This window comes from Micromonospora inaquosa (assembly GCF_003857055.1).
In the GTDB taxonomy this organism is placed as follows: Bacteria; Actinomycetota; Actinomycetes; order Mycobacteriales; family Micromonosporaceae; genus Micromonospora; species Micromonospora inaquosa.
On sequence record NZ_QGSZ01000136.1, the window covers coordinates 1 to 24084 of the forward strand.

The window sequence follows — 24084 nt, forward strand, 5'->3', positions numbered from 1 at the left end:
CAACGGTTTTCGACGTAGTCCATGCCGGCCTCCTCGGCGATCCGCCGCGCCTCGGCCGACACGATGCCCAGTTGCAGCCAGACCGCGGGAGCGCCGATCGCCGCCGCCTCCCGGACCACCTGCACGGCGTCGGCCGCCGGCCGGAACACGTCCACCAGGTCGACGGGGTGCGGGATGTCGGCGAGAGACTTGTAGGCCCGTTCCCCGAACAGTTCGTCGACCGTCGGGTTGACCGGGACGATGCGCCAGCCGTACTGCTGCATCTGCAACGGCACGCTGTGCGCGGCCTTGAACGGGTCGCGGGACGCGCCGACGACGGCGATCACGGCGGATTCGGCGAGGATCTGCTGAGCGGTACGCACCCGCCGACTGTAGCTCCGACTAGAGGAGTGTCAGCTGCTCCGCTGTCGAGGGTGGCGGCGGCTCAGGCAGGCTTCGGTTGTCGCCCCGCTCGGCGCGGTACAGCCCGTGCCGGCGGGACGCGATCCGCACCCGTGCGGTCAGCTCCCGCTGGTACGCCTGCGGCGCGTACGAGCCGGCCCGGTAGAGCTCGCGGTATCGGGGCACCAGGTGCGGGTGCTCGCGGGCGAGCCAGTGCGCGTACCACTCCCGGGCGCCGGGACGCAGGTGCAGGGGCAGGGCGGTCACGCTGGTCGCACCGGCGGCGGCGATCGCCGAGACCGTGGTTTCGATCGACTCGTCGCTGTCGCTGAGGCCGGGCAGGATCGGGGCCATCAGTACGCCGACGGAGAAGCCGGCGTCGGCGAGTGCCCGGACGGCGTCCAGCCGGCGGCGGGGGTGCGGCGTGCCCGGCTCGACGGTGCGCCAGAGGTGCTCGTCGACGAACCCCACCGAGAAGGAGATGCCCACCGCGGTCACCTCGGCGGCCTGGCGCAGCAGCGGCAGGTCGCGCAGGATCAGCGTGCCCTTGGTGAGGATCGAGAACGGGTTGGCGAAGTCTCGCAGAGCCTCGATGATCTGCGGCATCAGCCGGTAGCGACCCTCGGCACGCTGGTAGCAGTCCACGTTGGTGCCCATCGCCACGTGCGCGCCCCGCCATCTCGGCGCGGCCAGCTCCCGTCGGACCAGCTCGCCGGCGTTGACCTTGACGATCACCTTCCGGTCGAAGTCAGCACCGGCATCAAGATCGAGATAAGTGTGAGTATTTCTCGCGAAACAGTATCGACAGGCGTGGGAACAGCCCCGGTACGGGTTGATCGTCCACTCGAACGGGACGCGGGACTGCCCGGGCACCCGGTTGAGGATGGACTTGGCCTGCACCTCGTAGAAGGTCATCCCGGCGAACTCGGGGGTGTCGAAGGTGCGGGCGACGGCGCCGGGCAGCGCCAGCGGCAGGGGTGGCGTCGCTGGCGCTGCCCTCTCGGGGTCTCCCTCAACCGGGGGAGCGGTGAGGTTGTCCCAGCGCATGAGCATCATTCGAACATGTGTACGAAGTAAGCGCAAGTGGCCGCCGGCGTGTCGCGGCAGGGGTGGCATGGACCCGGGCCGCAGGAGCGCTTGCGCGTATGGGAAGCGCCAGCAGGCAGGTACGAAGGACGGGTGGCAGCGGCGGCTGCTCACCCGTCCTCCGGTTTACGCGAAACGAGCGTCACGCCCCGAGGGGGCGATCATCAGCTCGTCAGCGACTCAGTGCTTGTGCTCGGCCAACTGCTTGCGGACGTCATCCATGTCCAACGCCTCGACCTGCTCGATCAAATTCTCCAGGGCGGACTCCGGCAGGGCGCCCGGCTGCGCGAAGACGATGACGCCGTCACGGATCGCCATGATCGTCGGGATCGACCGGATGTCGAACTTGGCGCCCAACTCCTGCTGCGCCTCGGTGTCGACCTTGCCGAAGACGATGTTCTGGTGCTTCTCCGAGGAGCGCTCGTAGACCGGGGCGAACCGCTTGCACGGACCACACCAGTCGGCCCAGAAGTCGACCAGGACGATGCCGTCGTTGCCGGTCACCTCGTCGAAGTTCGTCGAGGTCAGCTCAACGGTTGCCATTGCACTCTCCGATCACCGCGGTTTATCTACGTCCCGTAGAACCAGGGCTGACCGTATCGAATTCCCGGGCGGTGGGGCACGAAACGTGCTCGGGGCTGCCGAGGGGTGCCGCAGGTCATCGACACACGTCTGTTCACACCTGACCTGCGGAACGCAAGTGCACGACGCACTTGCGTGACCTGCCGTGATGGGAGCGTTTCCAGGGAGATCGACCCGATTGGGCTCTACGACTCGGTAACTTGGGCATTGACAAGGAGGTATCCGGCCTGCAGAGATCGCTGATCAACCTCCGCGTCATCACGGAGAGTAGTGTTACAAAAAGATAAATGTGACCGCGATCTCTGTTGAACCTACGCAGGCGTAGGGCAGAATTCCTCACATCAGAGCGTGGGCGGCGGGTGCCGGGGAGGGCCCCGCCGCTCATTGCGTCTCCCCCCAGGCGAGTGACCGGTGTGACATTTCCGCCGCCGTCGCGCCCCGCCGGTCGCCTTAACCATCGATAAGGCATGCTGTGCCGAACTCCATCGCCGCCCGTCGAAGGGAGCAGCATGCAGTTCGGTCGCTACTACGAGGAGTTCGAGGTCGGCGCGGTCTACCGGCACTGGCCGGGCAAGACCGTGACCGAGTACGACGACCACCTCTTCTGCCTGCTCACCATGAACCACCACCCGCTGCACATGGACGCGCACTACGCCGCGACGGCCAGCCAGTTCAAGCGCAACGTCGTGGTCGGCAACTACATCTACTCGCTGCTGCTCGGCATGTCGGTGCCCGATGTGAGTGGAAAGGCGATCGCCAACCTGGAGGTCGAGTCGCTGCGGCATGTCGCGCCGACCTTCCACGGCGACACCATCTACGGCGAGACCACCGTGCTGGACAAGCGTGAGTCCGGCTCGAAACCCGACCGGGGCGTGGTGTCCGTGGAGACTCGCGGTTACAACCAGGACGGCACGATGGTCTGCGTCTTCCGGCGCAAGGTCATGGTCCCCAAGCGCGAGTACGCGGCCGCCGCGGTGCCCGACGGAGTGGATCCCGAGCGGCCCAGCTTCCCCGAGCCGCGCTGACCGTCGCGGCGGCCTCGACCGTCGCCGCACACCGGGCGCCTTCCCTGCCACGGGTCTGCTGGGGAAGGGGCCCTGTTCCCGTCCCGGGGCATATGCTGACGCCGGAGGTTCCGATGAGCCACTCCGTCGCGGGAGAGCCGCCCTCTGCCGGCCGCCGAGCCACACCCTTGACCACAGCTGTCTACTCCGCCGCCGAGTGGGATCTGCTCACCAGCCTGCCCGGTCGGGTCCTCGTGGCCGCCGCGGCGCCCGGTCCCGGCCGGACGGAGCGTGGGGTCAAGGCGGGCCTGGCCGGCCTGGATGCCGTGGCCGCGGGCCGAGCCTCCGACAGTGATCTGGTCCGCGCGGTGGTCGCCGCGATCTACGCCCGCCACGACGGCGCCCCGCAACCCGCCGAGCGGCTCACCGACCTGGTGGACCTGCTGGCCGCCTGCCGGGCGGCGAGCCGGGTGCTACGGCGGCGGGCCGACCCCGCCGACTCGGCCGCGTACCGCCAGTGGGTGCAGTCCGTCGCGGCCCGGGTCTGTCGGGCGGTGCCCGGCACCGGCGCACGACTGGTCGACCCACCGGCCAGCCCGGCGGACCGGCGCTTCCTGGACCGGCTCGGTGCCGCCCTCGACCTGGGCTGAGCGGCAGGTCGTCGCGACGGGCGAAGACGCGGTCCGTACCCTCTGATGACCGTGACCGACGACCAGCTTGAGGTGGGCGTGGGCCCCTGGCCGGGGGACCCACCGGACGACCCCCGTTACGACAGGCAGTTGCTGGCGGAGGGGGACCGGCGCAATGTCGTCGACCGCTACCGCTACTGGCGGCACGAGGCGATCGTCGCTGACCTGGACCGGCACCGGCACGGCTTCCACGTCGCGATCGAGAACTGGCAGCACGACTTCAACATCGGCACTGTGGTGCGCAACGCCAACGCGTTCAACGCAGCCGAGGTGCACATCGTCGGACGGCGACGATGGAACCGGCGCGGCGCGATGGTGACCGATCGGTACCAGCACGTACGGCACCACGAGACGATCGAGGAGTTCGTCGCCTGGGCGGCCGGGCGGCGTCTGCCGGTGTTCGGCATCGACAACCTGCCCGGGTCGCGTCCGCTGGAGACCGGCACCCTGCCACGGGACTGCGTGCTGCTGTTCGGGCAGGAGGGGCCGGGCCTGTCCGCGCCGGCCCGCGCCGCGTGCGACCAGCTCTACTCCATCGCCCAGTACGGCTCGACGAGGTCGATCAACGCGGGTGTGGCCAGCGGAATCGCGATGCACGCCTGGATCCGGGCGCACGCCGGCACGCCGCCGGACTGACCCACGTACGGTGCCGAATCGGACGTTCCGGCTTGACGTGCCGGCGGCCCGGGGAGACGGTGGGGATGTGAGTGTCGCGGTGAGTTGTCCGAGATGCGGGGGCCCGGTACGGGCGCCGGATCTGATGAACACCGACTCGAGGTGTGTGCGCTGCGGCCCGGTGCCGCCGTTGCACGTGCCCGAGCACATCGGAGCGGAGATAGTGGCGAGCGTGGTGGAACGGATCGCCGCGACCGCCGATCCGCCGGTGACGCCGTTGTGGTGCCCGTGGCCGCTGCCGCCCGGTTGGACACTCACCGGCGTGGCGTACGCCGGGGACGACCGGACGGGAGTGCGGGCGACCGCGTTGGCCTGCGCGGGCCCGGCGCCACTCGGCGGTGGTCCGGCCGATTTGGTCTTCGTGGCGGAGGAACCCGGTGTGGGCCTGGGCACCCGGCTCGCCGGACTGACCGGCCCGGATCCGGGGCCGGAGTTGGTCGACGCGCTGACCGACCCGGGGTCGGGCCACCCTGACCACGTCGGACAGGCGAAGATCAAGGTCGGCGGGCACCCAACTCCACTGTGGTTGGTGAATTCGCCAACGGATCGAAGCGCGTACGCAGGCGAGGCTCGGGGAATGTGGCTCCATGCGATAGCCTGGCCGGCGAGTGCGGGTCATCTGCTCGCGGAAGATGTCGTGCTACACGACCTGACCGAGTGGATGCCGCCCGAGCTCGTGTACGGCGCACCATCCCCGTACTTACCCGGAAGAGCTTGACAACTCTCCTGGATTGACGGAGAACGGACGCAGATATTCACTGTACGACACCACACTGATACTCTGGGTGCCGCTGCGGTAATGGGACCCGGCGCCGCGCGAGAGGATGGCCCGCCATGGTCAAGAAGGTCCTCACCTGGGCCGGAATCGCATTCTTGATCTTCTTCGTCGCCTACCGGCCAAACTCTGCGGCGGACGTGTTCAAGTCGCTCGGCGGCGGGATCATGGATATCGCCCAGGGGTTTGGCGACTTCTTCACCAGCCTCGTCGCCTAGCCGCCGATGGGCAGCCCCTCCGGTCCACCCTTCGACCCGGACGACCCCGACCGGGAACGCCGCGAGCGTGACACCGAACCGATCCCGCGGGTCGGGCCTGATGACGGCCCGGGCTACGGGGCCGGTGCCGGCCTGTCCGATGGTCCGTCCCTTTCGGACGACGTCGGTTACGGCGACGGGCCCGGCTATGCCGGTCAGGGTCGTTCCGGTCGGGGCTGGGTCCGTGATCCGGAGGCCAGCGACCAGCCACCGCAGATCTCCGAGGACGAGCTGGCCGGGTTGCGCGCCGACGCGACCGGCTCGACCCCTCGGCGGGTGCTGCCACTGGAAGACGAGCCCAGCTCGTTGGTGGCTCGTTACCTCTTCCCCACCGAGCGCTACCGGGGCGAGTGGAAGCGGCACTGGATCCACCTCACCACCCCGCTGTTGATCGGCATCGCGGCGACCTTCGTGCTCGGCTACCTCTCCGGCTTCCTCGCCGGGCAGAACGTGGGTGCGCTGACCACCATCGCCGTGCTGCTCTGGTTCGCGGTGATGGGCTGGGTGGCGTGGAAGGTCGCCGACTGGTGGTATGACCGGTTCATCCTGACCAACAAGCGGGTCATGGTGGTCAACGGCATCATCACCCGCCGGGTCGCCATGATGCCGCTGGTCCGGGTCACCGACATGAAGTACGAGCAGACCCCGACCGGCCGAGCGCTCAACTACGGCACCTTCGTGCTGGAGTCCGCCGGCCAGGAGCAGGCGCTCCGCGAGATCAAGAACCTGCCCAACCCGAACGAGCTCTACCTGCGCGTCGTCGAGGAAATGTACGAGCCGCAGGCGGTCGAGGCGCGGCTCGGCAAGGAGGCCGACGAGGCCAAAGCCGACGACGGTGCGTGAAGGTTTTGACCGAACATCGGAGCAAGTGCGCACCTTTTCGTAATGGACCACAGCGCCCCTGACGTGGCACTCTGCCAGGACAACAGGGGTGTGGAGGTGGCCGGTGGCGAGCAAGGACTCGTTGGAGGAGCAGTTCCGCGAGTTCGTCGCGGCACGCTCCGCCGCGCTCCTGCGCACCGCTTACCTGCTCACCGGAGACTGGGCCACGGCCGAGGATCTGCTCCAGACGGCGCTGACCAAGACCTACCTCGCGTGGAAGCGGCTCGGCGGGATCGAGGCGGTCGAGCCGTACGCCCGACGTGTGATGGTCAACACATCGACCAGCTGGTGGCGGCGGCGCTGGCACGGCGAACGCCCGACCGAGGTGCTGCCCGAACGGGCCGGTGTCGACGAGATCGAGCAGCAACTCGACCGTGACCTGCTCTGGCGGCATCTCCGGGAGCTGCCCAACCGGCAGCGGGCAGTGCTGGTGCTGCGCTACTACGAGGACATGTCCGAGGCGCAGACCGCCGCGATGCTGGACATCTCACCAGGCACGGTGAAGAGCCAGACGTCCCGGGCTCTGGCCACGCTGCGTCGGCGACTGGGCGCGGACGCGGCGGAACTCGCCGCCGCCGGCATCGCCAGCCAGCCGGGCGCCGCTGGCATCGCCAGCCAAACGCCCGCCGCGTCGCCTCGATCGGGCGCGAGGGGTGCCGACGGTCGGACGACTGGCTCGAATCCCCGGAGCGGACGGCTCCCGGCCACCGATGCCGCTGCCACACCCAGGCCGGGGCGGTCGGCTGGTCGACCCGTGCCCCGCCCGACCGCTCCGCGCCCCGCCGTGCCGCGTTCGATCGCCAAGCAGGTCGTGCTGCCCACCGCCCCGGCGGCCGTGCCCGTCGGCACGGGCTCCGGGGACCAGCAGTGAGCGAGACCGGCGGTCGGCACGACAACCTGACGGACGGCCCGGCGCGTTCATACCAGGTGCGGCCTGACGAGCTGGAAGGTGCGGTGCGGGAGACCCTCTCGCACCAGGTCACTCGTGCCCGCCCGCTGAGCGTCGATCCCGCGGGAAAGGCCATCCGCCGCGCGAACCGGATCCGGCGTCGACGCACCGCGGCCGGCCTCGCCCTCGCGGCGGTCACCACCGTGCTGCTCGGCGCCGGGATGGTCCAGCTTGGTGCCGAGACCAGGCGGGACGGGCCGCCCATCGTGGTGATCGGCGACCCGGACCCGGCCGACCGACCGTTCCCGACGGTCAGCATTCCCGGCACCGCCCCGTCGCCCTCTCCTGTCGTCGGCGAGACGCTGCTCAGCGCCGACGGGCGGCGGATGGTGCTGCACGACGTGGGGCCTGCCGAACGCGTCCAGCCCCTGCCCAGCGGCGCCGGTTGGCTGGTGGTCGGCGCGCCGACCACCGCAGGGCGCTCTCTCTGGGTGGTGCAGGACGACGGCCTGGTGCAGGTGTTGCTGGCCCGGGCGGGCGCGATCGTGCTGGCCCCGGACAGCCTCCAGGTCGCCTGGCGTGACGGAGGTGATCTGCTGGTGGCGGGCGTGGTCGGCACCCAACTCATCGGGTCGGTGCGCACCCCGGTGCCCGCGGCGGCGGAGCCCGTTCAGTTCGTCGCTGACAGCGTGCTGGTCCGACTCGACGCGGCCGGCGCCGGTCACACCCTCTGGCGGCCCGGTGCGGGGCCATTGCCCGAGACCCTCGACCGGAAAAGCCTCAACTTCTACGGGCGGCTACCCGACGGGCGGCTCGTCGGCCAGGTCGCCACGACCGATCCGGGCTCAACCTGCCTCGCCGTACTCGCCCCGACCCGGCACCTGGACCCGGTACGCACCGGCTGTGGTCCAGACCTGAGTCAGGATGGCGTCGGCGGTGTCTCGCCGGACGGACGGTGGCTGCTGGTGAACGGGAGAATCGGCGAGGCCGACCGGTCCCTGCTGGTCGACCTGCAACGGCTCGGACCGGCTACGACCGCCGTGACGGCCGGGCCGCCGATGACCGGGACGATCGTGTGGAGCGACGAGACCCACGCCTCCTACCTCGACAGCGCCGGCGATCTGGTCCAGGTCGACGTCGGCCAGGTGCGGGCGGGAAAACCCGCCAGCCCCGCTGCGGTGCCCGGGTTGCCCGCCGGAGAGCGGCCGATCCTGGTGAACCGCCTCTGACCGCGGGTGACCTGGGCGACCCATGTGAGCCGGGCTCGCTGTTTCCTCGGTAGCGTCGGGCGGTGATTTCGCGTACCGGCTCCGCCCCCCGGATCGACCTGCACACCCACTCGACGGCCAGCGACGGCACGCTGACCCCGGCTGAGCTGGTCGGCGCGGCCTTCGACGCCGGGCTGGACGTGCTGGCGATCACCGACCACGACACCACGGCTGGCTGGGCGCCGGCCGTGGGCGCACTGCCGTCAGGTCTGCGTCTGATCCGGGGTGCGGAGTTGTCGTGTCGCTGGTCCGGCGCGCAGCCGCCGGTGCCGCTGCACCTGCTCGCGTACCTGTTCGACCCGGAGCACCCGGAGTTGGTGGCCGAGCTGGCCCGGGTTCGGGCCGCCCGGGAGGAGCGCGGCGAACGGATGGTCGCCCTCCTGCAGGCCGACGGCATCGACGTGAACTGGCCGGACATCCTGGCCGGCGCGGGTGGCGGCACCGTGGGCCGCCCGCACCTCGCGCAGGCGCTCATCCGCGCTGGTCTGGTCGGCAGCGTCCAGGAGGCGTTCGGCCCGAGCTGGCTGGGCGAGCGGTACCGGCTGCCCAAGGAGGACATCGACGTGTTCCGGGCCGTTCGGCTGGTCCGGGCGGCCGGAGGTGTGCCGGTCTTCGCCCACCCGCGCGCCACCCGACGCGGCCGGGTGGTGCCCGACGAGCTGATCGTCGAACTGGCTGCCGCCGGGCTCGCCGGGCTTGAGGCCGACCACGAGGACCACAGCCCGGCTGAGCGGGAACACGTGCGGGCGCTCGCCGCCGAGCTGGGTCTGTTCGTCACCGGCTCCTCGGACTTTCACGGCACCCACAAGACCGTTCAACTCGGCGCGTTCAGCACCAGCGTCGAGGCGTACGAGCGGCTCGTCGCCGACGGGGTGACCGAGGTCGCTTCGGGGTGATCCGGGTATTTCGCCCACCTCGACGCGGCTAGGTTGATCACGTGGATCTGAAGCTGTTCGGCGAGGTTTTCGTGACCCTGCTGGTGATCACCGACCCGCCGGGCATGATGCCGATCTTCCTGGCGTTGACCGGCCCGCTGCCCGCCCGCGACCGCAACCGGGCAGCCTGGCAGGCCGTCGCGTTGGCGCTCGGCGTCATCGTGGTCTTCGCGGTGGCGGGGCAGACCCTGCTCGACTATCTGCACGTGGACCTGCCGGCGTTGCAGGCGGCCGGTGGGCTGCTGCTCGTGCTCGTCGCCCTGGAACTGCTGACCGGCAAGGCCGACGACCCCAGCCAGCAGGTCACCTCCAACATCGCGCTGGTGCCGCTGGGCACGCCGCTGCTCGCCGGTCCGGGCGCCATCGTGGCCACCATGCTCTTCGTCCAGCAGGCCGACGGGCTGGGAGAGTTCACCGCCATCGCCGTGGCGATCCTCGCCGTGATGGTCGCCGTCTGGATCGTCCTGCGTTTCTCCGGCGGCATCGTGAAGATCCTCCGGCCGGGCGGGATCGAGGTGCTGACCCGGATCGCCGGCCTGCTGCTGGCCGCGATCGCCGTGCAGCTCATCGCCGACGCGGTGGCCGCCTTCGTCACGCAGTACGTGAACATGGCCTGACGGCACGCGCGCGATGTCGGGGGTGGATGGCAGGATCGCAGGCGTGCGACGATCCTCATCAGCGGGGCGGCCGGCCGCCGGCGGCCGGGCCCCTCGGCAGCGGGCCGGCGACGCCGAGCAGCTCGGCTTCGAGGGCATGCCGGAGCGGCTGTTCGTCTGCACCCCGAGCAAACTCGGCGCGTACGCGGACTGCCCGCGTCGCTACCGCTACTCCTACGTCGACCGGCCCGCCCCACCCAAGGGCCCGCCGTGGGCGCACAACTCGCTCGGTGCCAGCGTGCACACCGCCCTGAAGAACTGGTATGCGCTGCCCGCCGACCGGCGGCGCCCCGAGGCGCTGGCCACGTTGCTCAAGGGCACCTGGGTCCGCGAGGGCTACCGCGACGACGAGCAGGAGCGGGCCGCCTACCGGCGGGCGCTGGGCTGGCTGGAGGCGTACGTCGAAACGCTGGAGCCGGATTCCGATCCGCTCGGTGTGGAGCGGGTGGTGGCGGTCAAGACCGCCGTGTTGGCGTTCAACGGCCGGGCCGACCGGATCGACTCACGGCCCGGGCCGGAGGGGCCGGAGCTGGTCATCGTCGACTACAAGACCGGCCGCACCGGGCTGGACACTGACGACGCCCGGGGCTCGCAGGCGCTGGCGCTCTACGCGTACGCCGCCGAGCGGGTGTTCCGTCGGCCGTGCCGCCGGGTGGAGCTGCACCACCTACCGACCGGCACGGTCGCCGGCCACGACCACACGGTCGAGTCGCTGGCCCGACAACTGACCCGCGCGGAAGAGACAGCACGCGACATCATGGCCGCCGAACGGGCGGTCGCCGACGGTGCCGACGCGGACGAGGCGTTCCCGGTGGCACCCAGCTCGCGCTGTGGCTGGTGCGACTTCCGGCGACACTGCCCGGCGGGTGCGCAGGCCCCGGGCAAGGAGCCGTGGGCGGCCATGGACCGCCCCGCCGACGGTTGACCTCCCGCGCGGTGAGGGCCGGGTCAGCCGGCCAGCGAGGCGGCGGCGTGCCGCGCGGCCCGCTCCTTGGCTGCCTGCATCAACGGCCCCTCCAGGTAGCGGCGGGGAACGGCGGCGAACGCCAGCCGCAGCGCGCGCACGGTCAGGTCCGCCGACAGTGCGGTGGTCGGTAGACCCAGACCGCCGTACATCCGGCGCGCCCACGTCGGCAGCAGCGCGAACGCGGTGCCGGCGATCCCCAGGTACGCCCAGCGCGGCGGGCCCAGCGTGAGCCCCAACCGGACCGGCAGGCTGAGCTTCCACGGCAGCGGCGGGGCGGTGAGGAACACCGCCGTCTCGGCGGCCTCCTTGGTCATCCGCAACTGTGGTCGTACCGCCTCGTAGTAGTCCGCGACCTCGGCGGCGGTGCCCGGGACGGTGGCCGGGTCCAGTCCGACCAGGGCGGCGGCGCGCCGCTGCTCGGTGTAGTAGGCGTCCACCTCGTCGTCGCTCAGCGGCAGCCCGGCGCGCCGGGCAGTGCTCAGGAACGACTCGACCTCGGTCACGTGCACCCAGCGCAGCAGGTCCGGTTCGTCGATCCGGAACTCCTCACCGGTGTGCGGGTCGGTGGCTCGCAGCCGGTCGTGCACGCGGCGCAGCCGGGCCCCGGCGGCCTGCGCCTCGGCGGTGGTCCCGTAGACGGTGGTCGCCACGTAGGTGGCGGTGCGGACCAGCCGGCCCCAGGCGTCGGTGCGGTAGTTGCTGTTCTGTGCGACCCCGGCCATGGCCCGTGGGTGCAACGCCTGGAGGTAGAGCGAGCGCAGGCCGGCGACGATCAGGATCGGCTCCTCGTGCACCTTCCACGTGACCGAACCCGGACCGAAGAGGCCGAGGTCATCGAAGTCCACCGCTCAAGACTGCCACGGTCGGGTCGGCCTCGGTCAGGTGCCGCCGGGTCCGTGCCTGAAGCGCCGCTCAGACGTCGGCGGAGCGGCGGGCCCGGCAGCCCGGGCAGAGGCCCCAGAAGGTCACCTCGGCCTCGTCCACCTCGAACCCGTGCGCGGCGTTCGGCTCCAGGCACGGGGCGCTGCCCACCGCGCAGTCGATGTCGGCGATCTCACCGCAGCCCCGGCAGACCACGTGGTGATGGTTGTCGCCCACGCGTGCCTCGTAGCGGGCGGGACTGCCTGCCGGCTCGATCCGGCGCGACAAGCCGGCCCGGGACAGCGCGCCCAGCACGTCGTAGACCGCCTGGGTGGAGACCGAGTCGAGGCGTTCGCGGACCCGCCGGGTGATCTCGTCGACCTCCAGGTGGCCGCCGCCGGCCAGCACGTCCAGCACCGCGAGGCGTGGCCGCGTGACACGCAGACCCCTCGACCGCAGCAGCTCCTCGGCACCGGACATTTGCCAATGACAGCACGCCCGGTCGGCATCGACAACCGTCGCGTCCTCCGGGTGGCCGTCGACACAGCCAGGAAAGATCGGGAGTACGGCCCGGCGGGTGAACCCGATCGACCCGCCGCGCGTGTGTCCGGTCGAGAGCCGGGGGGACGATCGGCGGACCCTAGGCTGACCACCCCTGACCATGATCCACCTGGAGGGTTCGATGTTCGAGGAGATCCTGGGTCTACCGGTACACGTCCTGGTGGTCCACGCGGTCGTCGTGTTCGTGCCGCTGCTGGCGGTGCTGGCCGTCGCGTACGTGGGGCTGCCGCGGTGGCGACACCGGCTGGACTGGGCCCTGGGCCTGCTCGCCGTGGCCGCGCCGGTGACCGCCTACGTCGCGGTCAAGTCGGGTGAGGCGCTCACCGACGCGCTGGTGGCCCGCGGCTTCCAGGGACCGATCCTCGATCAGATCTTCGAGCACTCCCGCTACGGCGACATCCTGTTCCGCATCGTGCTGCCGCTCGGGATCGTGGCCATCCTGCTGCTCGTGGCGACAAGTGGGCACCCCCGGGTGCCGCAGCTGCCCGCGCTGGTCACCCCGGTACTGGCGGTGGCGGCCGTGGCGCTTGCCATCGCCGCCCTGGTCTACGTCTACCTGACCGGCCACTCCGGCGCCGAGACCGTCTGGGGCACCACCCTCTGAGTTGCTCCCCCTTGGGGGGTGAGCATCAGAAGATGACTCGCGAGCAGAGCAGACAGAGCAGGACCAGCAGCACCACGCCGGCCGCCGCGCCGAAGCCGTAGGTGACCCGCTGCGAGCGCTGCTCGGCCGCGTCCAGGTCGGCCATGTCCTGCGGCGGCAGCTGACGCGGCGGCGCCGGCTGCAGGTGTACGGGTGGACGCCAACCCGCCGGCGGCGGCACGCTCGGCGGCGGGCCGGAGTATCCGCTGGGCGCACGCCCCGGCGACGTTGGGCCGGTCTGCCCGGCCGGCGGTTGGCTGGTCTGCCCCGTCGGTGGTTGGCCGGTCGGCCCGCTCGGTGGTTGGCTGGTCGGCCCGGTCGGTGGTGTGGCCGGCCCGGTCGGTGGTGTGGTTGCGGGCGCGGCGGGAGGCTGGTCCGCCACCGCGTTGTCACCGGTGTCGGGCCGTCGCCAGTAGTCGTCCGAGGTGCTGCCACCGCTGGGGGTCGTCACGCCGTCCGACGCTACCAACGCCACCGGCGGCCTGGTCGGTTCTGGTCGGCGTGCCCTCGGTTTGCGGCCTGGTCGGTTCTGCCCGGCGTGCCCTCGGTTTGCGGTCCGGTCGGGTTCTGGTTGGCGTGCCCTCGGTCGCGACCGGTCCACGGTCGTCGGCTGCGCTAGTCTTGCCGCTCGTGAGCACCGAGGACCCCGGCACGCACGGCGTACGTGGAGACGACGACCGCGCCGTCGACCTGAGCGAAGACTTCGTGGTGCTGCCCGAGCAGACCTCTGACGACACCGACCGTGGCTGGGGCGAGCGGCCGGGCGGCAACGACGACTGGCTGCTCGCCGAACGCCCCCCGCACTGGGACTGACTGACCCCGGCGGCTCGACCAGACCCTCATGACGGCGGTCCGGCAGCCGTCCGTGGGGTGCCGGGAGAGCCTGTCCCGCTGGAGTCGGACGATCGGCCCTCGTCGAGAGGCCGGGCCGTGTCGTCTGCCACCGACTCGACCTGTCGGGCCGTGTCGTCTGCCACCGACGGTGCGTCGGCGGGCGCGACGGTTGGCGGGCATCCGGCCGGGGTGTGCAGGACTGCGGCGGCCAGGCAGAGCAGCGCGGCGACCAGGCCGGCCCGGAGCAGGGTGCGCCCGCGGGGCAGAGTGAGCTTGCGCAGCGGGCGCAACGCCCGCGACGAATCCGGATCGACCATCGCGTCTGCCGCCTCCCGTCCCCGAGCGCCGCAGTGGCACCCATGGACGGCAGGTTAGGCAGTTTCCGCCGCCTCGGCCGACCCACGGCCGACGCCTGTGGACAACCGCCCGGCCTGTGGAAAACGCCCGTCCGGCGGGTCGATTTGTTAAGGCACCAACCTTGATCGACTCGCGATCAAGGAAATCGGCCTATCGAGGCGACCGGGATGGGCCGACTTCCTGAAACCCGAGTTGATCGAGGCCCGACCCGTGGTGGCGGGCCTTCGACGATCAGGACGATCAGGACGCGGAGCTTGCCGCCGCTGCCTTGCCGCCGCCCGACCCACCCGAGGACGAGCCCGAGGAGGACGACGACCCCGAGGAGGACGACGAGCCCGAGGACGACCCGGACGAGGACGAGGACCCCGAAGACGACGACGAGGACGACCCGGACGAGGACGACGAGCTGTCACCGGAGGACGACTCGGACTTGGCCGGCTTGCTGGCCGTGCCGCCGGCCGTCGCCTCGGAGCCGGACGCCCGCGAGTCGGTGCGGTAGAAACCCGAACCCTTGAAGACGATGCCGACCGAGTTGAAGACCTTGCGCAGCCGCCCCTCACACGCCGGGCACTCGGTCAACGGCTCGTCAGAGAAGGACTGCACCGCCTCGAGCTGGTGACCGCACGTGGTGCAGGCGTACTGGTACGTGGGCACGTTCTCCTCCGGATCTGGGCTCGGCCAGTTGGCACTCGACGTATTCGAGTGCCAATGGTGCGTCATTCGCCCCGGGTTCGTCCAGCGGACGTGTGGGGCGCGACACCGTGCGCCGCACCCGGGCCGCCGTCAAGCGTACGCACCCCGTCGGCGGGAGTGACGACCGCGCGCACCCGACGGTCGTGTGACTCTGCCGGCAGCGCCTCGACCAGCTCACCGTCGTACAGGGGCACCACCGTCACGACCGTCTCCGGTACCCGGGCGAGTGCGCGGTCGTACGAGCCGCCGCCGCGCCCGAGCCGCCGACCGTGGTGGTCGACCGCGAGAGCCGGTACGACCACCAGCTCCGCGTCCGCCACGGCGGCCACCCCGAGACGAGCACCGACTGGTTCTCGGATACCCCGCCCCGCCGCGATCAAGGCAGCCGGCCCGGTATACGCCGCCCAGTCCAGATCCAGGTCGTCGAGGAGCACCGGCAGCAGCAACTCGGCGTCCGCCGGCAGGGCCGCCCGCAGCACCTCGGGCAGGTCGGCGCCGCCCGGTTCGGAACCGACCGGCACGTACGCCGTCATCCGGTTCGGGCGCAGCCGGCGTACCAGGGCAACCAGCTCGGCCTGGACGCGCCCGGCGGCGGCTGCCCTCGTCGCGGCGGGCAGCGACCGGCGGCGAGCGAGCAGCTCGACGCGGGTGTCCCGCTTCGCCATCCGGGTCACTTCCGCTTCATCAGAAAATTCCGGCACGCAACACTCCTGACGCAACGCCTCTCCCACGGTCGCCCTGTGTCAGCATCGCAAGCAACGGAGGCGGAACTTCCGGGGGGACCGAGTGACGCTACGCGGGCGGTTGACGGCAGCCTTCCTCGTGGTGGTGCTCGGGCCGGTCCTGCTCGGCGCGCTCTTCGTCGCCTCCACCGTCGCGGCGGTCGACCGCAGCCGCTCGACCGAGCGCCTGGCTGTGGCGGCGTCCGCCGTGCGTACCTCGGTCGACGCGCTCTGTCAGCAGCTACGCGCCACCGCCGACGCGGTGGCGCTCACCGCCGATCCGGCCGCCGCCGCCGCGCAACTGGTCGGCCGGGGTCTGGCCGCCGCGGTGCTGATCACCGACGTGGCCGGCCAGGTCAGTTACGTCTCGCCCGGTGCGCCGTCGGCCCCCTGGCAGGAGTGCGCCGGCTCGACCGAGGGCACGAACGGGGGCGTGACCGAGGGCTCCGGCGGCGCCGTCCGTGCGTTGGCCGCCCAGGTCGACCTGCACAATCGCGCCGGCGCCCGGCTGGGCACGGTGACCGCCGCGCAACTGGTCGACCCGGCCTTCGTGGCCCGACTGGCGGCGGTGACCGGGGTGGCGGTCACCCTGCTCGACAGTGGGGCGAGCGCCGCGCGGGTCACCCACACGACCGAGTCCCGTGACGTACGCGACGCGGTGCTGGCCGCCGCCGTCGCCGTCCGGGGCGAGCAGGTCACCGAGACCAACGAGGGCCGCTACGTTCGCCGGCTCGGGCCCTCCGACGCGCAGCCGCTGCCGCTGGTGCTCTCCGTGCCCAGTGAACGTCCACCGGGGCTGAACGCCACGCTGGTCGGGGTGGTCGTGCTGGCCGGGCTGCTCGCCGTGCTGACCGCCTGGCGACTGGCCCGGGTGACCACCCGGCCGCTGGCCGAGTTGGCCGGCGCGGTCGACCGGGTGGCCCAGGGTGACCTGACCACCCGGGTGCCGGTACGCAGCCGCGACGAGTTGGGCCGGTTGGCCGCCGCGTTCAACCGGATGACCCGGGAGACCGGCTCCTACGTCGCGGCGTTGACCAGCAACCGGGATCAGTTGCGCGGGCACCTCGCGGTGCTCGGCGACACCCTGGCCAGCACGCACGACCAGCAACGCATCCTGCGGGTGATCCTGCGCAGTGCCATCGGGGCCACCGGCGCGCGGGCCGGTGCGGTGTTGCTGGTGGAGACCGGCGGGGTGCTCGTCGCGCAGTGCACCGAGGGGTTGGACGGGCACTGGCCGCACGACGAGGTGGACGGGGCGCAGACGCTGCGGGTGCCGGTCGGCGTCGGCATCGTCGGTGCGGTCGCCGCCACCGGGGAACCGCAGCGGGGGAGGGTCGAGCCGACCGAGGCGCCAACGGGTGAGCCACGCTGCCGCACGTACGTCGCTGTTCCGTTCGCCGCCCCGGGCGGCGGTGCCACCGCCACCCCCGGCGCACCCTCGGGGTCGGCCGACGAGGCCGGCGCGGCGGCCGCGCTCGGCGTGCTGGCCCTCTACGACCGGCTCGGCGCCGACGAGTTCGACGACGACGACCTGGCCACCCTGCGCACCTTCGCCGGCCACGCGGCCGTGGCGGTGGACAACGTCCGGGTGCACGAGGAGGCGCAGCGGCTCTCCCTCACCGACCCGCTCACCGGGCTGTGGAACTACCGCTACCTGCGCGAGTCGATCCGGCGGGAGGTGGAACGGGCCAGCCGCTTCGGGCGGATGCTCAGCGTCCTCGCCTTGGACCTGGACCGGTTCAAGGACGTCAACGACACGTACGGGCACGCCGCGGGGGACACCGTGCTGGCCGAGTTCGCCCGGCGGGTGCGCGGGGAGATCCGTGAGGTCGACCTGGCCTTCCGCCAGGGTGGTGAGGAGTTCGTGCTGCTGCTGCCGGAGACCGACGCGCGGGGCGCGGCAATCGTGGCCGAGCGGCTCGGCGCGGCGGTCCGCGACACGCCCATCGCCGTCGAGGCGTACGCCGGGCCGGTCCTGGTGACCGTGTCGGTGGGCATCGCCGTCTTCCCGGACCACGGCAGCACCGGGCGGGAGGTGTTGGAGGCCGCCGACGACGCGCTCTACGCGGCCAAGGCGGCGGGCCGCGACACGTACCGGGTCGCCGAGGTGCGCTCGGATCTGCCGACCCGGGAGATCCCGGTGCTCGCGGGTGCGGTGAGCCCACCCGACGGGCTGCCGCGCGCCGGCCAGCCGGTGCAGGCCATCCGGGAGCCGGGCGGGCCCGCCCGGTCCGACCCGGCGGTGGGCGTACCGGAATCGCTGGTGGGCCCGGCGCACGCCCGACCGGATTCGGCCGACGACACGCCGGACAGCGCGCCGGGCGGGGCGCGGGCCGGTCCGGACGTGGCGCGGCCGGGGTCGGGCGGCGGCGCGTCTTCTGGGCCACACCCGCCGCGGCAGAGCCGTGGCCGATAGTCTCGCGGCATGTCGGAGCACTCAGCGAATCCCTCGTCGACGGTCGCCGCAACTGGCCGTCCCCTGGCGGTCAAGGCCGTCATCCCGGCCGCCGGACTGGCCACCCGGTTCCTGCCGGCCACCAAGGCGGTGCCCAAGGAACTGCTGCCGGTGGTGGATCGGCCGGTGTTGCAGTACATCGTCGAGGAGGCCACGCAGGCTGGCATCGACGACGTGTTGCTGATCACCGGTCGGGGTAAGACGTCGATGGTGGACCACTTCGACCGTCGTCCGGACCTGGAGGCCAGGCTGGAGGAGAAGGGCGACTCCGAGCGGCTGGCCGCCGTGCGTCGGCCCAGCGAGCTGGCCGAGATCTACACAGTGCGGCAGCCCGAGCAGCTCGGGCTCGGCCACGCCATCGGGTACGCCGAGTCGCACGTCGGCGACCAGCCCTTCGCGGTGCTGCTCGGCGACGAGTTCGTCAAGCCGTCGGAGCCGCTGCTGCCGGCGATGCTGGAGCTTCAGGCCCGCACGGGCGGCGTGGTGCTCGCGTTCTTCGAGGTCGACCCGGCCGAGACCAAGCGGTACGGGATCGCCTCCGTCGAGCCGGCCGAGTCGGAGCTGAGCGACATCGGCGAGGTCGTCAAGGTGACCGGGATGGTGGAGAAGCCGCAACCGGAGGACGCCCCGAGCAACCTCGCGGTGCTCGGCCGCTACGTCCTGCCGGGCAAGATCTTCGACGCGATCCGGCGGACCAAGCCGGGCAGCGGCGGCGAGATCCAACTGACCGACGCGATGGAGCTGCTGCGTACCGAGGGCACCCCGGTGCACGCGATCGTCTACCGGGGCACCCGCTACGACACCGGCATGCCGCTGGGGTACCTCCAGACGGTGGTGCAGATCGCCGCCGAGCGCGACGACCTGGGCACCGAGTTCCGGTCCTGGCTGGCCGACTTCGTCAAGGCCGACGCGGCAGGCGGATCTGGTACATGACCGCGACGGCCGACGCCGAGGCGGCCGCGAACGAGTTGACGCCGCTCGCCGACTACCTGGGCAGCGTGCTGCGCAGGTTGCGCGCGCTGCCACCACTCGACCTCGACCTCACCCAGGCGCACGGCAACGTCCTCGCCGAGGACGTCGTCGCGCCGCACGCCTTCCCGGCCTTCGACCAGGCGGCCGTGGACGGCTACGCCGCGCGCTGGGAGGACATTTCCGGAGGGGGCCGGGGGCCGAGCTACGTCCCGGCCCCCTCCGGCACGCCCGGTGGTCGCAGCATCCGGCTGAACGTGGTCGGCGATCTCGGTGCCGCGAGCTGGCGGCCGGTCCGGCTCACCCCCGGCTCGTGCTTCTCCGTGGCCGCCGGGGCGCCACTGCCGGTCGCCGCGGACGTCGTGGTCCCGGTGGAGTGGACCGACCAGGGCATGGCCGCGGTGGAGATCTTCCGCACCCCCAAACGGGGGTACGGGGTACGCCGAGCGGGTGAGGAACTGCCCGCCGGCACCCTGCTCGCTCGGGCCGGCACCTACGTGTCCCCGGCCCTGGTCGCGGTCTTCGCGGCGACCGGCATCGGGCACGTGGTGGTCCGGCCCAGTCCACGGGTGGTCATCGTGGCCACCGGTGACGAACTCGTCGACGTGGGCCGGGGCAGCCAGCCCGGCCAGGTGGTGGACGCGAACTCGCACGCGCTGACCGCCGCGGCGGCCGAGGTGGGCGCGTTGGCGTACCGGGTGGGGATCTGCGACGACGACCCGGAGGGGCTGCGCGGGCTGCTGGAGGACCAGACACTGCGCGCCGACCTGATCATCACCACCGGGGGCACCGGCACCGGCCCCGGGGACATGGTGCGCCGGATCCTCTCCCGCCGCGAGGGCGGTCGCGCCGGGCCCGTCACCTTCACCGACGTGGCGCTCTATCCCGGCACCGCGCTCGGCTTCGGCACGGTCGGCGCGGAGGAGGTGCCGGTGGTCTGCCTGCCCGGCGACCCGGGCGCCGCGTTGATCGGCTTCGAGGTGCTGGCCCGCCCCGCCATCCAGCTGCTGGCCGGTGCCGAGCCGGTGTTCCGGCCCAGCGTGCGGGCACACCTGCTGGAGACCGTGTCGTCCCCGGCGGGGCTGCGCGAGTTCCGGCCGGCACACGTGGCCGAGCGACGCGGCGGCGGCTACACGGTCCAGCCGCTCAGCGGCGGCCCGTTCACCCTCTCCGGGTTGGCCGAGGCGAACGGGCTGCTGGTGCTCGGCGAGCGGGTCACCACGGCGGCGGCCGGCTCCACCGTGGACGTCCTGCTGCTGGACCGCCGCCGGTGAGGTGTCCCGGCCGGTCCGTCGACCCGGTGTCCACCGGGTGTTCGACCCTCGGGCGGTAGTGGTGGGCGCGGTGGAGGCACTTGCGCGCGACACGGTCCCGCGCGGGAGACTGTGCGGGTGAGTCTCTTCGGACCCGCGCGGTCGCCGGGCTGGCCGGTGGAGTTGGCCGACGGCCCCGTGCTGCTGCGGCCCTACCGCCGCTCCGACGCGGCGGCGTGGTCGGAGGTGCGGCGGGCCAACCGGGCCTGGTTGGCGCCCTGGGAGTCAACGCTGCCCGGCGGTTGGGACGAGATGAACTCGCCGGCCGCGTTCCGTTGGGTCCACCGTGACCAGCGGCGTTCGGCCCGCGAGGGTGAGGGCATGCCGTTCGCGGTCTGCCTGCGCGAGGCCGACCGGGACCGGCTGGTCGGGCACATCAACGTGGGCAGCATCGTGCGGCGGGCGCTCTGCTCCGGCTACGTCGGCTACTGGGTGGACGCACGGGTCGCCGGCCGGGGGGTCATCCCGACGGCACTCGCGCTCGCCGTGGACCACGCGTTCGGCCCGGGTGGGCTGCACCGGGTGGAGGTCAACATCCGTCCGGAGAACAGGCCGTCCCGGCGGGTGGTGGAGAAGTTGGGCTTCCGCGAGGAGTCGTACCACGTGCGCTACATGCACATCGACGGCGCGTGGCGGGACCACATCGGGTACGCGATGACGAGTGAGGAGATCGCCGCCGAGGGTGGCCTGCTGGCCCGCTGGCACCGGGTACGCGCTGCCGCTCGGTGAGCCGTCCCACGGACGGGATCGGCGCGGCGCGGTGGCATCCCGGTCGGTGCGCCGTAACCTCAAGTAACTGCAAGCTGCGGCAAGCGCTCCCCGGCCGGACGATCCACGCACCCACGCTCGATTGGTGGAAGATCCTGCGGTCGGATGGCGGTTGCTTCGAATTCGGTGACGGGAGGGGTGAGGGTGCCGACCTCGGTGCTCCTCGCCGTCCTCGCCGCCGCCGGCCTGCTCGCCCTGGCCCCGGCGCTGGTTCGCCGGTACGACGCCACCGAGCGGCTGGTGGCGGAGCGGGCGCAGTCGACGGCGCGGGTGCTCCAGCGCCGCCGGCGGCGCCGCACTGTGCCGGGACGGCGACCCGTCCATCCGCCACGCTCACTGATCGTCACCCTCAGTGAGGATGCGACTACTGGCACGTTGGGTGCGCCGGTCTCCGCGCCTCCAGCCGCCCGTCGCTCCGGGCGGCTGCGCGCCGTGCCCGCCGCGCCGAAGCGGTCCCGACGTCGCCCGCCATCACGCCGACAGCACACCCCCGCCGTGTACCGACGCCGCCGGGTGCTCGCAGCCCTGCTGCTCCTCAACGTCGTCGAGCTGATCGGCGTGCTGTTCGTCAGCCCCGGCTTCTGGGTCGGCTTCGGGGTCACCTTCCTGCTCCTGACGCTGTACGTCGTCCACCTGCGGGGTCAGGCCCTCGCCGGACGGCGTCGCCGCCGTGCCCGTGCCCGGGAGGCCGCGTGGCTGGCCGCCCGGCAGGCCGAGGTGCGCCGGGAACAGGCCCGCCGGGCCGCAGCCCGCCGGGAGGCGCAGCGCCGTCTGGCCGCCCAACGCGAGGGGGTACGCCGAGCCGCCATGGGCCTGGACCGACCGGGAGACCTGCCGGCGGCGGTCAATGGTGGATCGGTCTCGTACCGGCGGTCGGGTGGCCTCCGTGGCCGCCCCTACGAGGCCGGCCGAGGCGCCTGACGCCCCCGCGTCCGGCTTGATCGACTCGGGTTCCTGCAAGTCGCGGTGTCCCGGCGTCCGGGATGCCCCGGTTTTCAGGAACCCGAGTGGATCTCTGGGAGTGCCGGAGCGCCGCACCGGGGGCGGATTCGCGGTGAGGGCCGGCGACCTGTTAGCCTTGCTGCCGGCCCGCCCGGTGTAAGCCGGGTGGGACCGAAGCCGGTTCGCCGGTGGGGGGCTGTGGCGCAGACTGGTAGCGCACCTCGTTCGCATCGAGGGGGTCAGGGGTTCAAATCCCCTCAGCTCCACCAGCAACACGTACGACCAGGGGAAACCCCGCTAGCAAGATCAGCGGGCACAGATCCGGCACAGATCAGCGAGAATCCAGGGCCTTCGGGCCCTGTTTTCGTTTGGCGCTCGCGTCGCGGAGAGCGCTGCTGATGATGTTGCGGCGGCGGTCCTTCTTCGGCCACCAGTGGACGTAGGTTTCCAGCGTGATCCGCAGGCTGGAGTGCCGAAGCGCGTTCTGCACGTCCGTGGGATCAGCCCCGGAGGTGATCAGGCGGGTGGCGAAGTAGTGCCGCAGCGAGTGGAAGGTGCCCTCATCGGGCCAACCGGCCGCCTTGCACCAGGTCCGCCACATCTGCGACCAGCGTTGGTCATGGATCGGCCGACCCTGGTCGTCGGTGAACAGCAGCGGGACCATCCGACGCTTGGGCTCCTTGCCCGGGTCGGGGGTGCCGGCAGTGATGTCGGGCAGCTCGACCAGGGCGGGCGGGTAGCCGCGGACGTGGTCGGCGAAGACCGCCGCAACGTGGTCGTCCAGGTCCACATCCCCGACCGAGCCGGCCTTCGGCGGGGCGAGGTAGAAGCCACCGTAGGCGACCTTGTGAAACCGCAGTTGTTGAACCACGTGCAGTTCTTGACGGCCCGGGTCGATGCACCGGGTGCTGTCCTCCAGGCCGAGGACTTCCCCGAGTCGCATCCCCTCACCCGCACCGGCCCAGATAGCCGCCTGATATTCGTCGGGCACCACGTCGACCAGGGCGAGCACGTCGTCATCGGTCGGTACCCACTTCGGCGCGCGGGAGAAGCCCCGCAGAATCGCGAACAGCCGGATGGACTTGCAGGGGTTGTCGGGGATCACCTTGTCCGCGACGGCCGAGTTCATGATGTTGTTCAGCAGGTCGAAGTACGTCTTCACCGATGATTGCGCCACGTTGTTCTGGAGCAGTCTGGCGACCCACTCCAGGACGTCGGTGACGGTGATCGCGCGGATAGCCCGGTCGCCGAAGTGCGGGTAGTGGTGGTGGCGTAGCCGGGATTCGGTGTGGCGCTGGTAGTCGAGGGCCTGACTGATCTGGCGGGACAGCCGCCACCGTTCGCCGTAGTCCTGGAAGGTCAGCCGGCGCTCTGCCTGGTCGATCCGGGTTTCCTCGGCGATTCCGGCGCGTGCCTTGGCATCCCACTCTTCCGCGTCCACCTTGCGGTCGAAGAGGCGTTCCCGGGTTTCGCCGTTGCGGTCCACGTACCGGCAGCGCCACCGTTTGCCGCGCCCGTAGCGCTTCGACTTCAAGCGCTCCTTGTTGGGGCCGCGCTTGGTCAGGTACCAGAGATCATCGATTGCCATGTTAGGCCGCCTGGTCTTCGAGCCAGGCCCGGACGTCGGCCGGGTCGTAGCGGAGGTGTCGGCCGACCTTGAAGGCGCGCGGGCCGGTGCGGCGGTGCCGCCACTGGTAGAGGGTGCCGACGGGCACCCGCAGGAACGCGGCGGTGTCGCTGATGGACCACAGGTCCGGCATCGGCAGGGGGGTGGGTGCGGTCATCGTGGCTCCTTTCGGGTGATGGTGATGTAGGTGCGGCTTTCGCCGCTGTAGCCGGCGGGTCGGGTGCTGGTGCGGCAGGTGACCCGTTCGCGGCCGTAGTGGGCGGTGAGTTGGGCCGCGATGGTGGCGGCGTGGG

The 24084-nt window shown here is 71.8% G+C and carries 29 protein-coding genes, 1 tRNA gene and 1 pseudogene; 20 read left to right on the top strand and 11 right to left on the bottom strand.

Features of this window, described 5'->3' with window-relative positions; translation table 11 throughout:
* The 3 genes from DLJ59_RS04825 to trxA all read right to left on the bottom strand — a co-directional run.
* On the bottom strand, positions 1-362 hold a 362-nt coding region (locus tag DLJ59_RS04825; RefSeq protein ID WP_148096930.1), incomplete at its 3' end, for a CoA-binding protein.
* A 19-nt stretch (positions 363-381) separates the two neighbouring features.
* On the bottom strand, positions 382-1428 hold the full coding sequence (locus tag DLJ59_RS04830; RefSeq protein ID WP_124771322.1) for an Rv2578c family radical SAM protein: 1047 nt from the start codon (positions 1426-1428) through the stop codon (positions 382-384).
* A gap of 219 nt (positions 1429-1647) precedes the next feature.
* Positions 1648-2010: a thioredoxin gene (gene trxA, locus DLJ59_RS04835; RefSeq protein WP_124771302.1), complete on the bottom strand. Its 363-nt coding sequence runs from the start codon at positions 2008-2010 to the stop codon at positions 1648-1650.
* A 548-nt stretch (positions 2011-2558) separates the two neighbouring features.
* Here trxA and DLJ59_RS04840 point away from each other — a divergent pair.
* The 11 genes from DLJ59_RS04840 to DLJ59_RS04885 all read left to right on the top strand — a co-directional run bounded on the left by DLJ59_RS04840 (position 2559) and on the right by DLJ59_RS04885 (position 11004).
* Positions 2559-3074 carry a MaoC family dehydratase gene (locus DLJ59_RS04840; protein WP_030486570.1) on the top strand — a complete coding sequence of 172 codons (516 nt, stop codon included), beginning with the start codon at positions 2559-2561 and terminating at the stop codon, positions 3072-3074.
* Positions 3075-3166: 92 nt separating this feature from the next.
* Complete coding sequence (locus DLJ59_RS04845; protein ID WP_208648552.1) at positions 3167-3703, top strand: hypothetical protein; 537 nt, start codon at positions 3167-3169, stop codon at positions 3701-3703.
* Between the two features lie 51 nt (positions 3704-3754).
* Positions 3755-4378 carry a TrmH family RNA methyltransferase gene (locus DLJ59_RS04850; RefSeq protein ID WP_124771323.1) on the top strand — a complete coding sequence of 208 codons (624 nt, stop codon included), beginning with the start codon at positions 3755-3757 and terminating at the stop codon, positions 4376-4378.
* Positions 4379-4457: 79 nt separating this feature from the next.
* Positions 4458-5135, top strand: coding sequence for a DUF6758 family protein (locus DLJ59_RS04855; protein WP_341869567.1), 678 nt, complete (start codon positions 4458-4460; stop codon positions 5133-5135).
* A gap of 116 nt (positions 5136-5251) precedes the next feature.
* On the top strand, positions 5252-5410 hold the full coding sequence (locus DLJ59_RS36540) for a hypothetical protein (protein WP_007455302.1): 159 nt from the start codon (positions 5252-5254) through the stop codon (positions 5408-5410).
* Between the two features lie 6 nt (positions 5411-5416).
* Positions 5417-6292, top strand: a complete 876-nt coding sequence (locus DLJ59_RS04860) for a PH domain-containing protein (RefSeq protein ID WP_124771305.1) — start codon at positions 5417-5419, stop codon at positions 6290-6292.
* A 103-nt stretch (positions 6293-6395) separates the two neighbouring features.
* Entirely contained in the window at positions 6396-7202 is an 807-nt protein-coding gene (locus DLJ59_RS04865) for a SigE family RNA polymerase sigma factor (protein ID WP_124771306.1), read from the top strand.
* On the top strand, positions 7199-8449 hold the full coding sequence (locus tag DLJ59_RS04870; RefSeq protein ID WP_124771307.1) for a hypothetical protein: 1251 nt from the start codon (positions 7199-7201) through the stop codon (positions 8447-8449). The genes DLJ59_RS04865 and DLJ59_RS04870 overlap by 4 nt, the downstream gene beginning before the upstream one ends.
* A 62-nt stretch (positions 8450-8511) precedes the next feature.
* Positions 8512-9384 carry a PHP domain-containing protein gene (locus tag DLJ59_RS04875; RefSeq protein WP_124771308.1) on the top strand — a complete coding sequence of 291 codons (873 nt, stop codon included), beginning with the start codon at positions 8512-8514 and terminating at the stop codon, positions 9382-9384.
* 41 nt (positions 9385-9425) lie between these two features.
* Positions 9426-10040, top strand: coding sequence for a MarC family protein (locus tag DLJ59_RS04880; RefSeq protein WP_124771309.1), 615 nt, complete (start codon positions 9426-9428; stop codon positions 10038-10040).
* Between the two features lie 13 nt (positions 10041-10053).
* Positions 10054-11004 (top strand): RecB family exonuclease, encoded by a 951-nt coding sequence (locus tag DLJ59_RS04885; RefSeq protein ID WP_425271388.1) that lies wholly within the window; start codon positions 10054-10056, stop codon positions 11002-11004.
* 23 nt (positions 11005-11027) lie between these two features.
* Here the strand turns inward: DLJ59_RS04885 and DLJ59_RS04890 are convergent, their stop codons facing one another.
* Together DLJ59_RS04890 and DLJ59_RS04895 are read right to left on the bottom strand one after the other, a co-directional pair.
* Positions 11028-11891 carry an oxygenase MpaB family protein gene (locus DLJ59_RS04890; RefSeq protein WP_124771311.1) on the bottom strand — a complete coding sequence of 288 codons (864 nt, stop codon included), beginning with the start codon at positions 11889-11891 and terminating at the stop codon, positions 11028-11030.
* 67 nt (positions 11892-11958) lie between these two features.
* The gene (locus DLJ59_RS04895; protein WP_124771312.1) at positions 11959-12387 is read right to left on the bottom strand and encodes a Fur family transcriptional regulator; all 429 of its coding nucleotides are present in this window, start codon (positions 12385-12387) and stop codon (positions 11959-11961) included.
* Between the two features lie 202 nt (positions 12388-12589).
* Here DLJ59_RS04895 and DLJ59_RS04900 point away from each other — a divergent pair, with 202 nt between their 5' ends.
* A complete protein-coding gene (locus tag DLJ59_RS04900) occupies positions 12590-13072 on the top strand; it encodes a DUF2231 domain-containing protein (RefSeq protein ID WP_124771324.1) in 483 nt (160 codons plus the stop codon).
* A gap of 25 nt (positions 13073-13097) precedes the next feature.
* Here DLJ59_RS04900 and DLJ59_RS04905 read toward each other — a convergent pair whose 3' ends face one another.
* Positions 13098-13562, bottom strand: coding sequence for a hypothetical protein (locus DLJ59_RS04905; protein ID WP_244235825.1), 465 nt, complete (start codon positions 13560-13562; stop codon positions 13098-13100).
* 179 nt (positions 13563-13741) lie between these two features.
* Here DLJ59_RS04905 and DLJ59_RS04910 point away from each other — a divergent pair, with 179 nt between their 5' ends.
* Positions 13742-13924: a hypothetical protein gene (locus DLJ59_RS04910; protein ID WP_124771313.1), complete on the top strand. Its 183-nt coding sequence runs from the start codon at positions 13742-13744 to the stop codon at positions 13922-13924.
* Between the two features lie 26 nt (positions 13925-13950).
* Here the strand turns inward: DLJ59_RS04910 and DLJ59_RS36825 are convergent, their stop codons facing one another.
* The gene (locus tag DLJ59_RS36825) at positions 13951-14262 is read right to left on the bottom strand and encodes a hypothetical protein (protein ID WP_208648553.1); all 312 of its coding nucleotides are present in this window, start codon (positions 14260-14262) and stop codon (positions 13951-13953) included.
* Between the two features lie 308 nt (positions 14263-14570).
* Between DLJ59_RS36825 and DLJ59_RS37195 the strand changes: the two genes are divergently transcribed.
* Positions 14571-14801 carry a hypothetical protein gene (locus DLJ59_RS37195; RefSeq protein ID WP_244235826.1) on the top strand — a complete coding sequence of 77 codons (231 nt, stop codon included), beginning with the start codon at positions 14571-14573 and terminating at the stop codon, positions 14799-14801.
* 14 nt (positions 14802-14815) lie between these two features.
* On the opposite strand, the pseudogene DLJ59_RS37200 reads toward DLJ59_RS37195, so the two are convergent.
* A pseudogene (locus DLJ59_RS37200) lies at positions 14816-15022 on the bottom strand (FmdB family zinc ribbon protein); the annotation flags it as partial.
* On the bottom strand, positions 15019-15696 hold the full coding sequence (locus DLJ59_RS04925; RefSeq protein WP_124771315.1) for a 5-formyltetrahydrofolate cyclo-ligase: 678 nt from the start codon (positions 15694-15696) through the stop codon (positions 15019-15021). The pseudogene DLJ59_RS37200 and the gene DLJ59_RS04925, both read right to left, overlap by 4 nt.
* Before the next feature lie 85 nt (positions 15697-15781).
* Here DLJ59_RS04925 and DLJ59_RS04930 point away from each other — a divergent pair, with 85 nt between their 5' ends.
* From DLJ59_RS04930 to DLJ59_RS04955, 6 genes are all read left to right on the top strand, one after another.
* Complete coding sequence (locus DLJ59_RS04930; RefSeq protein WP_208648554.1) at positions 15782-18133, top strand: diguanylate cyclase; 2352 nt, start codon at positions 15782-15784, stop codon at positions 18131-18133.
* A 9-nt stretch (positions 18134-18142) separates the two neighbouring features.
* A complete protein-coding gene (locus tag DLJ59_RS04935) occupies positions 18143-19105 on the top strand; it encodes a UTP--glucose-1-phosphate uridylyltransferase (protein ID WP_124771316.1) in 963 nt (320 codons plus the stop codon).
* Entirely contained in the window at positions 19102-20415 is a 1314-nt protein-coding gene (locus DLJ59_RS04940; protein ID WP_124771317.1) for a molybdopterin molybdotransferase MoeA, read from the top strand. Before DLJ59_RS04935 ends, DLJ59_RS04940 begins: the two co-directional genes overlap by 4 nt.
* Before the next feature lie 117 nt (positions 20416-20532).
* Positions 20533-21183 (top strand): GNAT family N-acetyltransferase, encoded by a 651-nt coding sequence (locus DLJ59_RS04945; RefSeq protein ID WP_124771318.1) that lies wholly within the window; start codon positions 20533-20535, stop codon positions 21181-21183.
* 183 nt (positions 21184-21366) lie between these two features.
* Positions 21367-22143: a divisome protein SepX/GlpR gene (gene sepX / locus DLJ59_RS04950; RefSeq protein WP_124771319.1), complete on the top strand. Its 777-nt coding sequence runs from the start codon at positions 21367-21369 to the stop codon at positions 22141-22143.
* Between the two features lie 213 nt (positions 22144-22356).
* Positions 22357-22433, top strand: a tRNA-Ala gene (locus tag DLJ59_RS04955).
* A gap of 62 nt (positions 22434-22495) precedes the next feature.
* On the opposite strand, the gene DLJ59_RS04960 is transcribed toward DLJ59_RS04955, so the two are convergent.
* Together DLJ59_RS04960 and DLJ59_RS04965 are read right to left on the bottom strand one after the other, a co-directional pair.
* A complete protein-coding gene (locus DLJ59_RS04960; RefSeq protein ID WP_124771320.1) occupies positions 22496-23752 on the bottom strand; it encodes a tyrosine-type recombinase/integrase in 1257 nt (418 codons plus the stop codon).
* 1 nt (position 23753) lies between these two features.
* The gene (locus tag DLJ59_RS04965; RefSeq protein ID WP_124771321.1) at positions 23754-23948 is read right to left on the bottom strand and encodes a helix-turn-helix transcriptional regulator; all 195 of its coding nucleotides are present in this window, start codon (positions 23946-23948) and stop codon (positions 23754-23756) included.
* Positions 23949-24084: the final 136 nt, after the last annotated feature.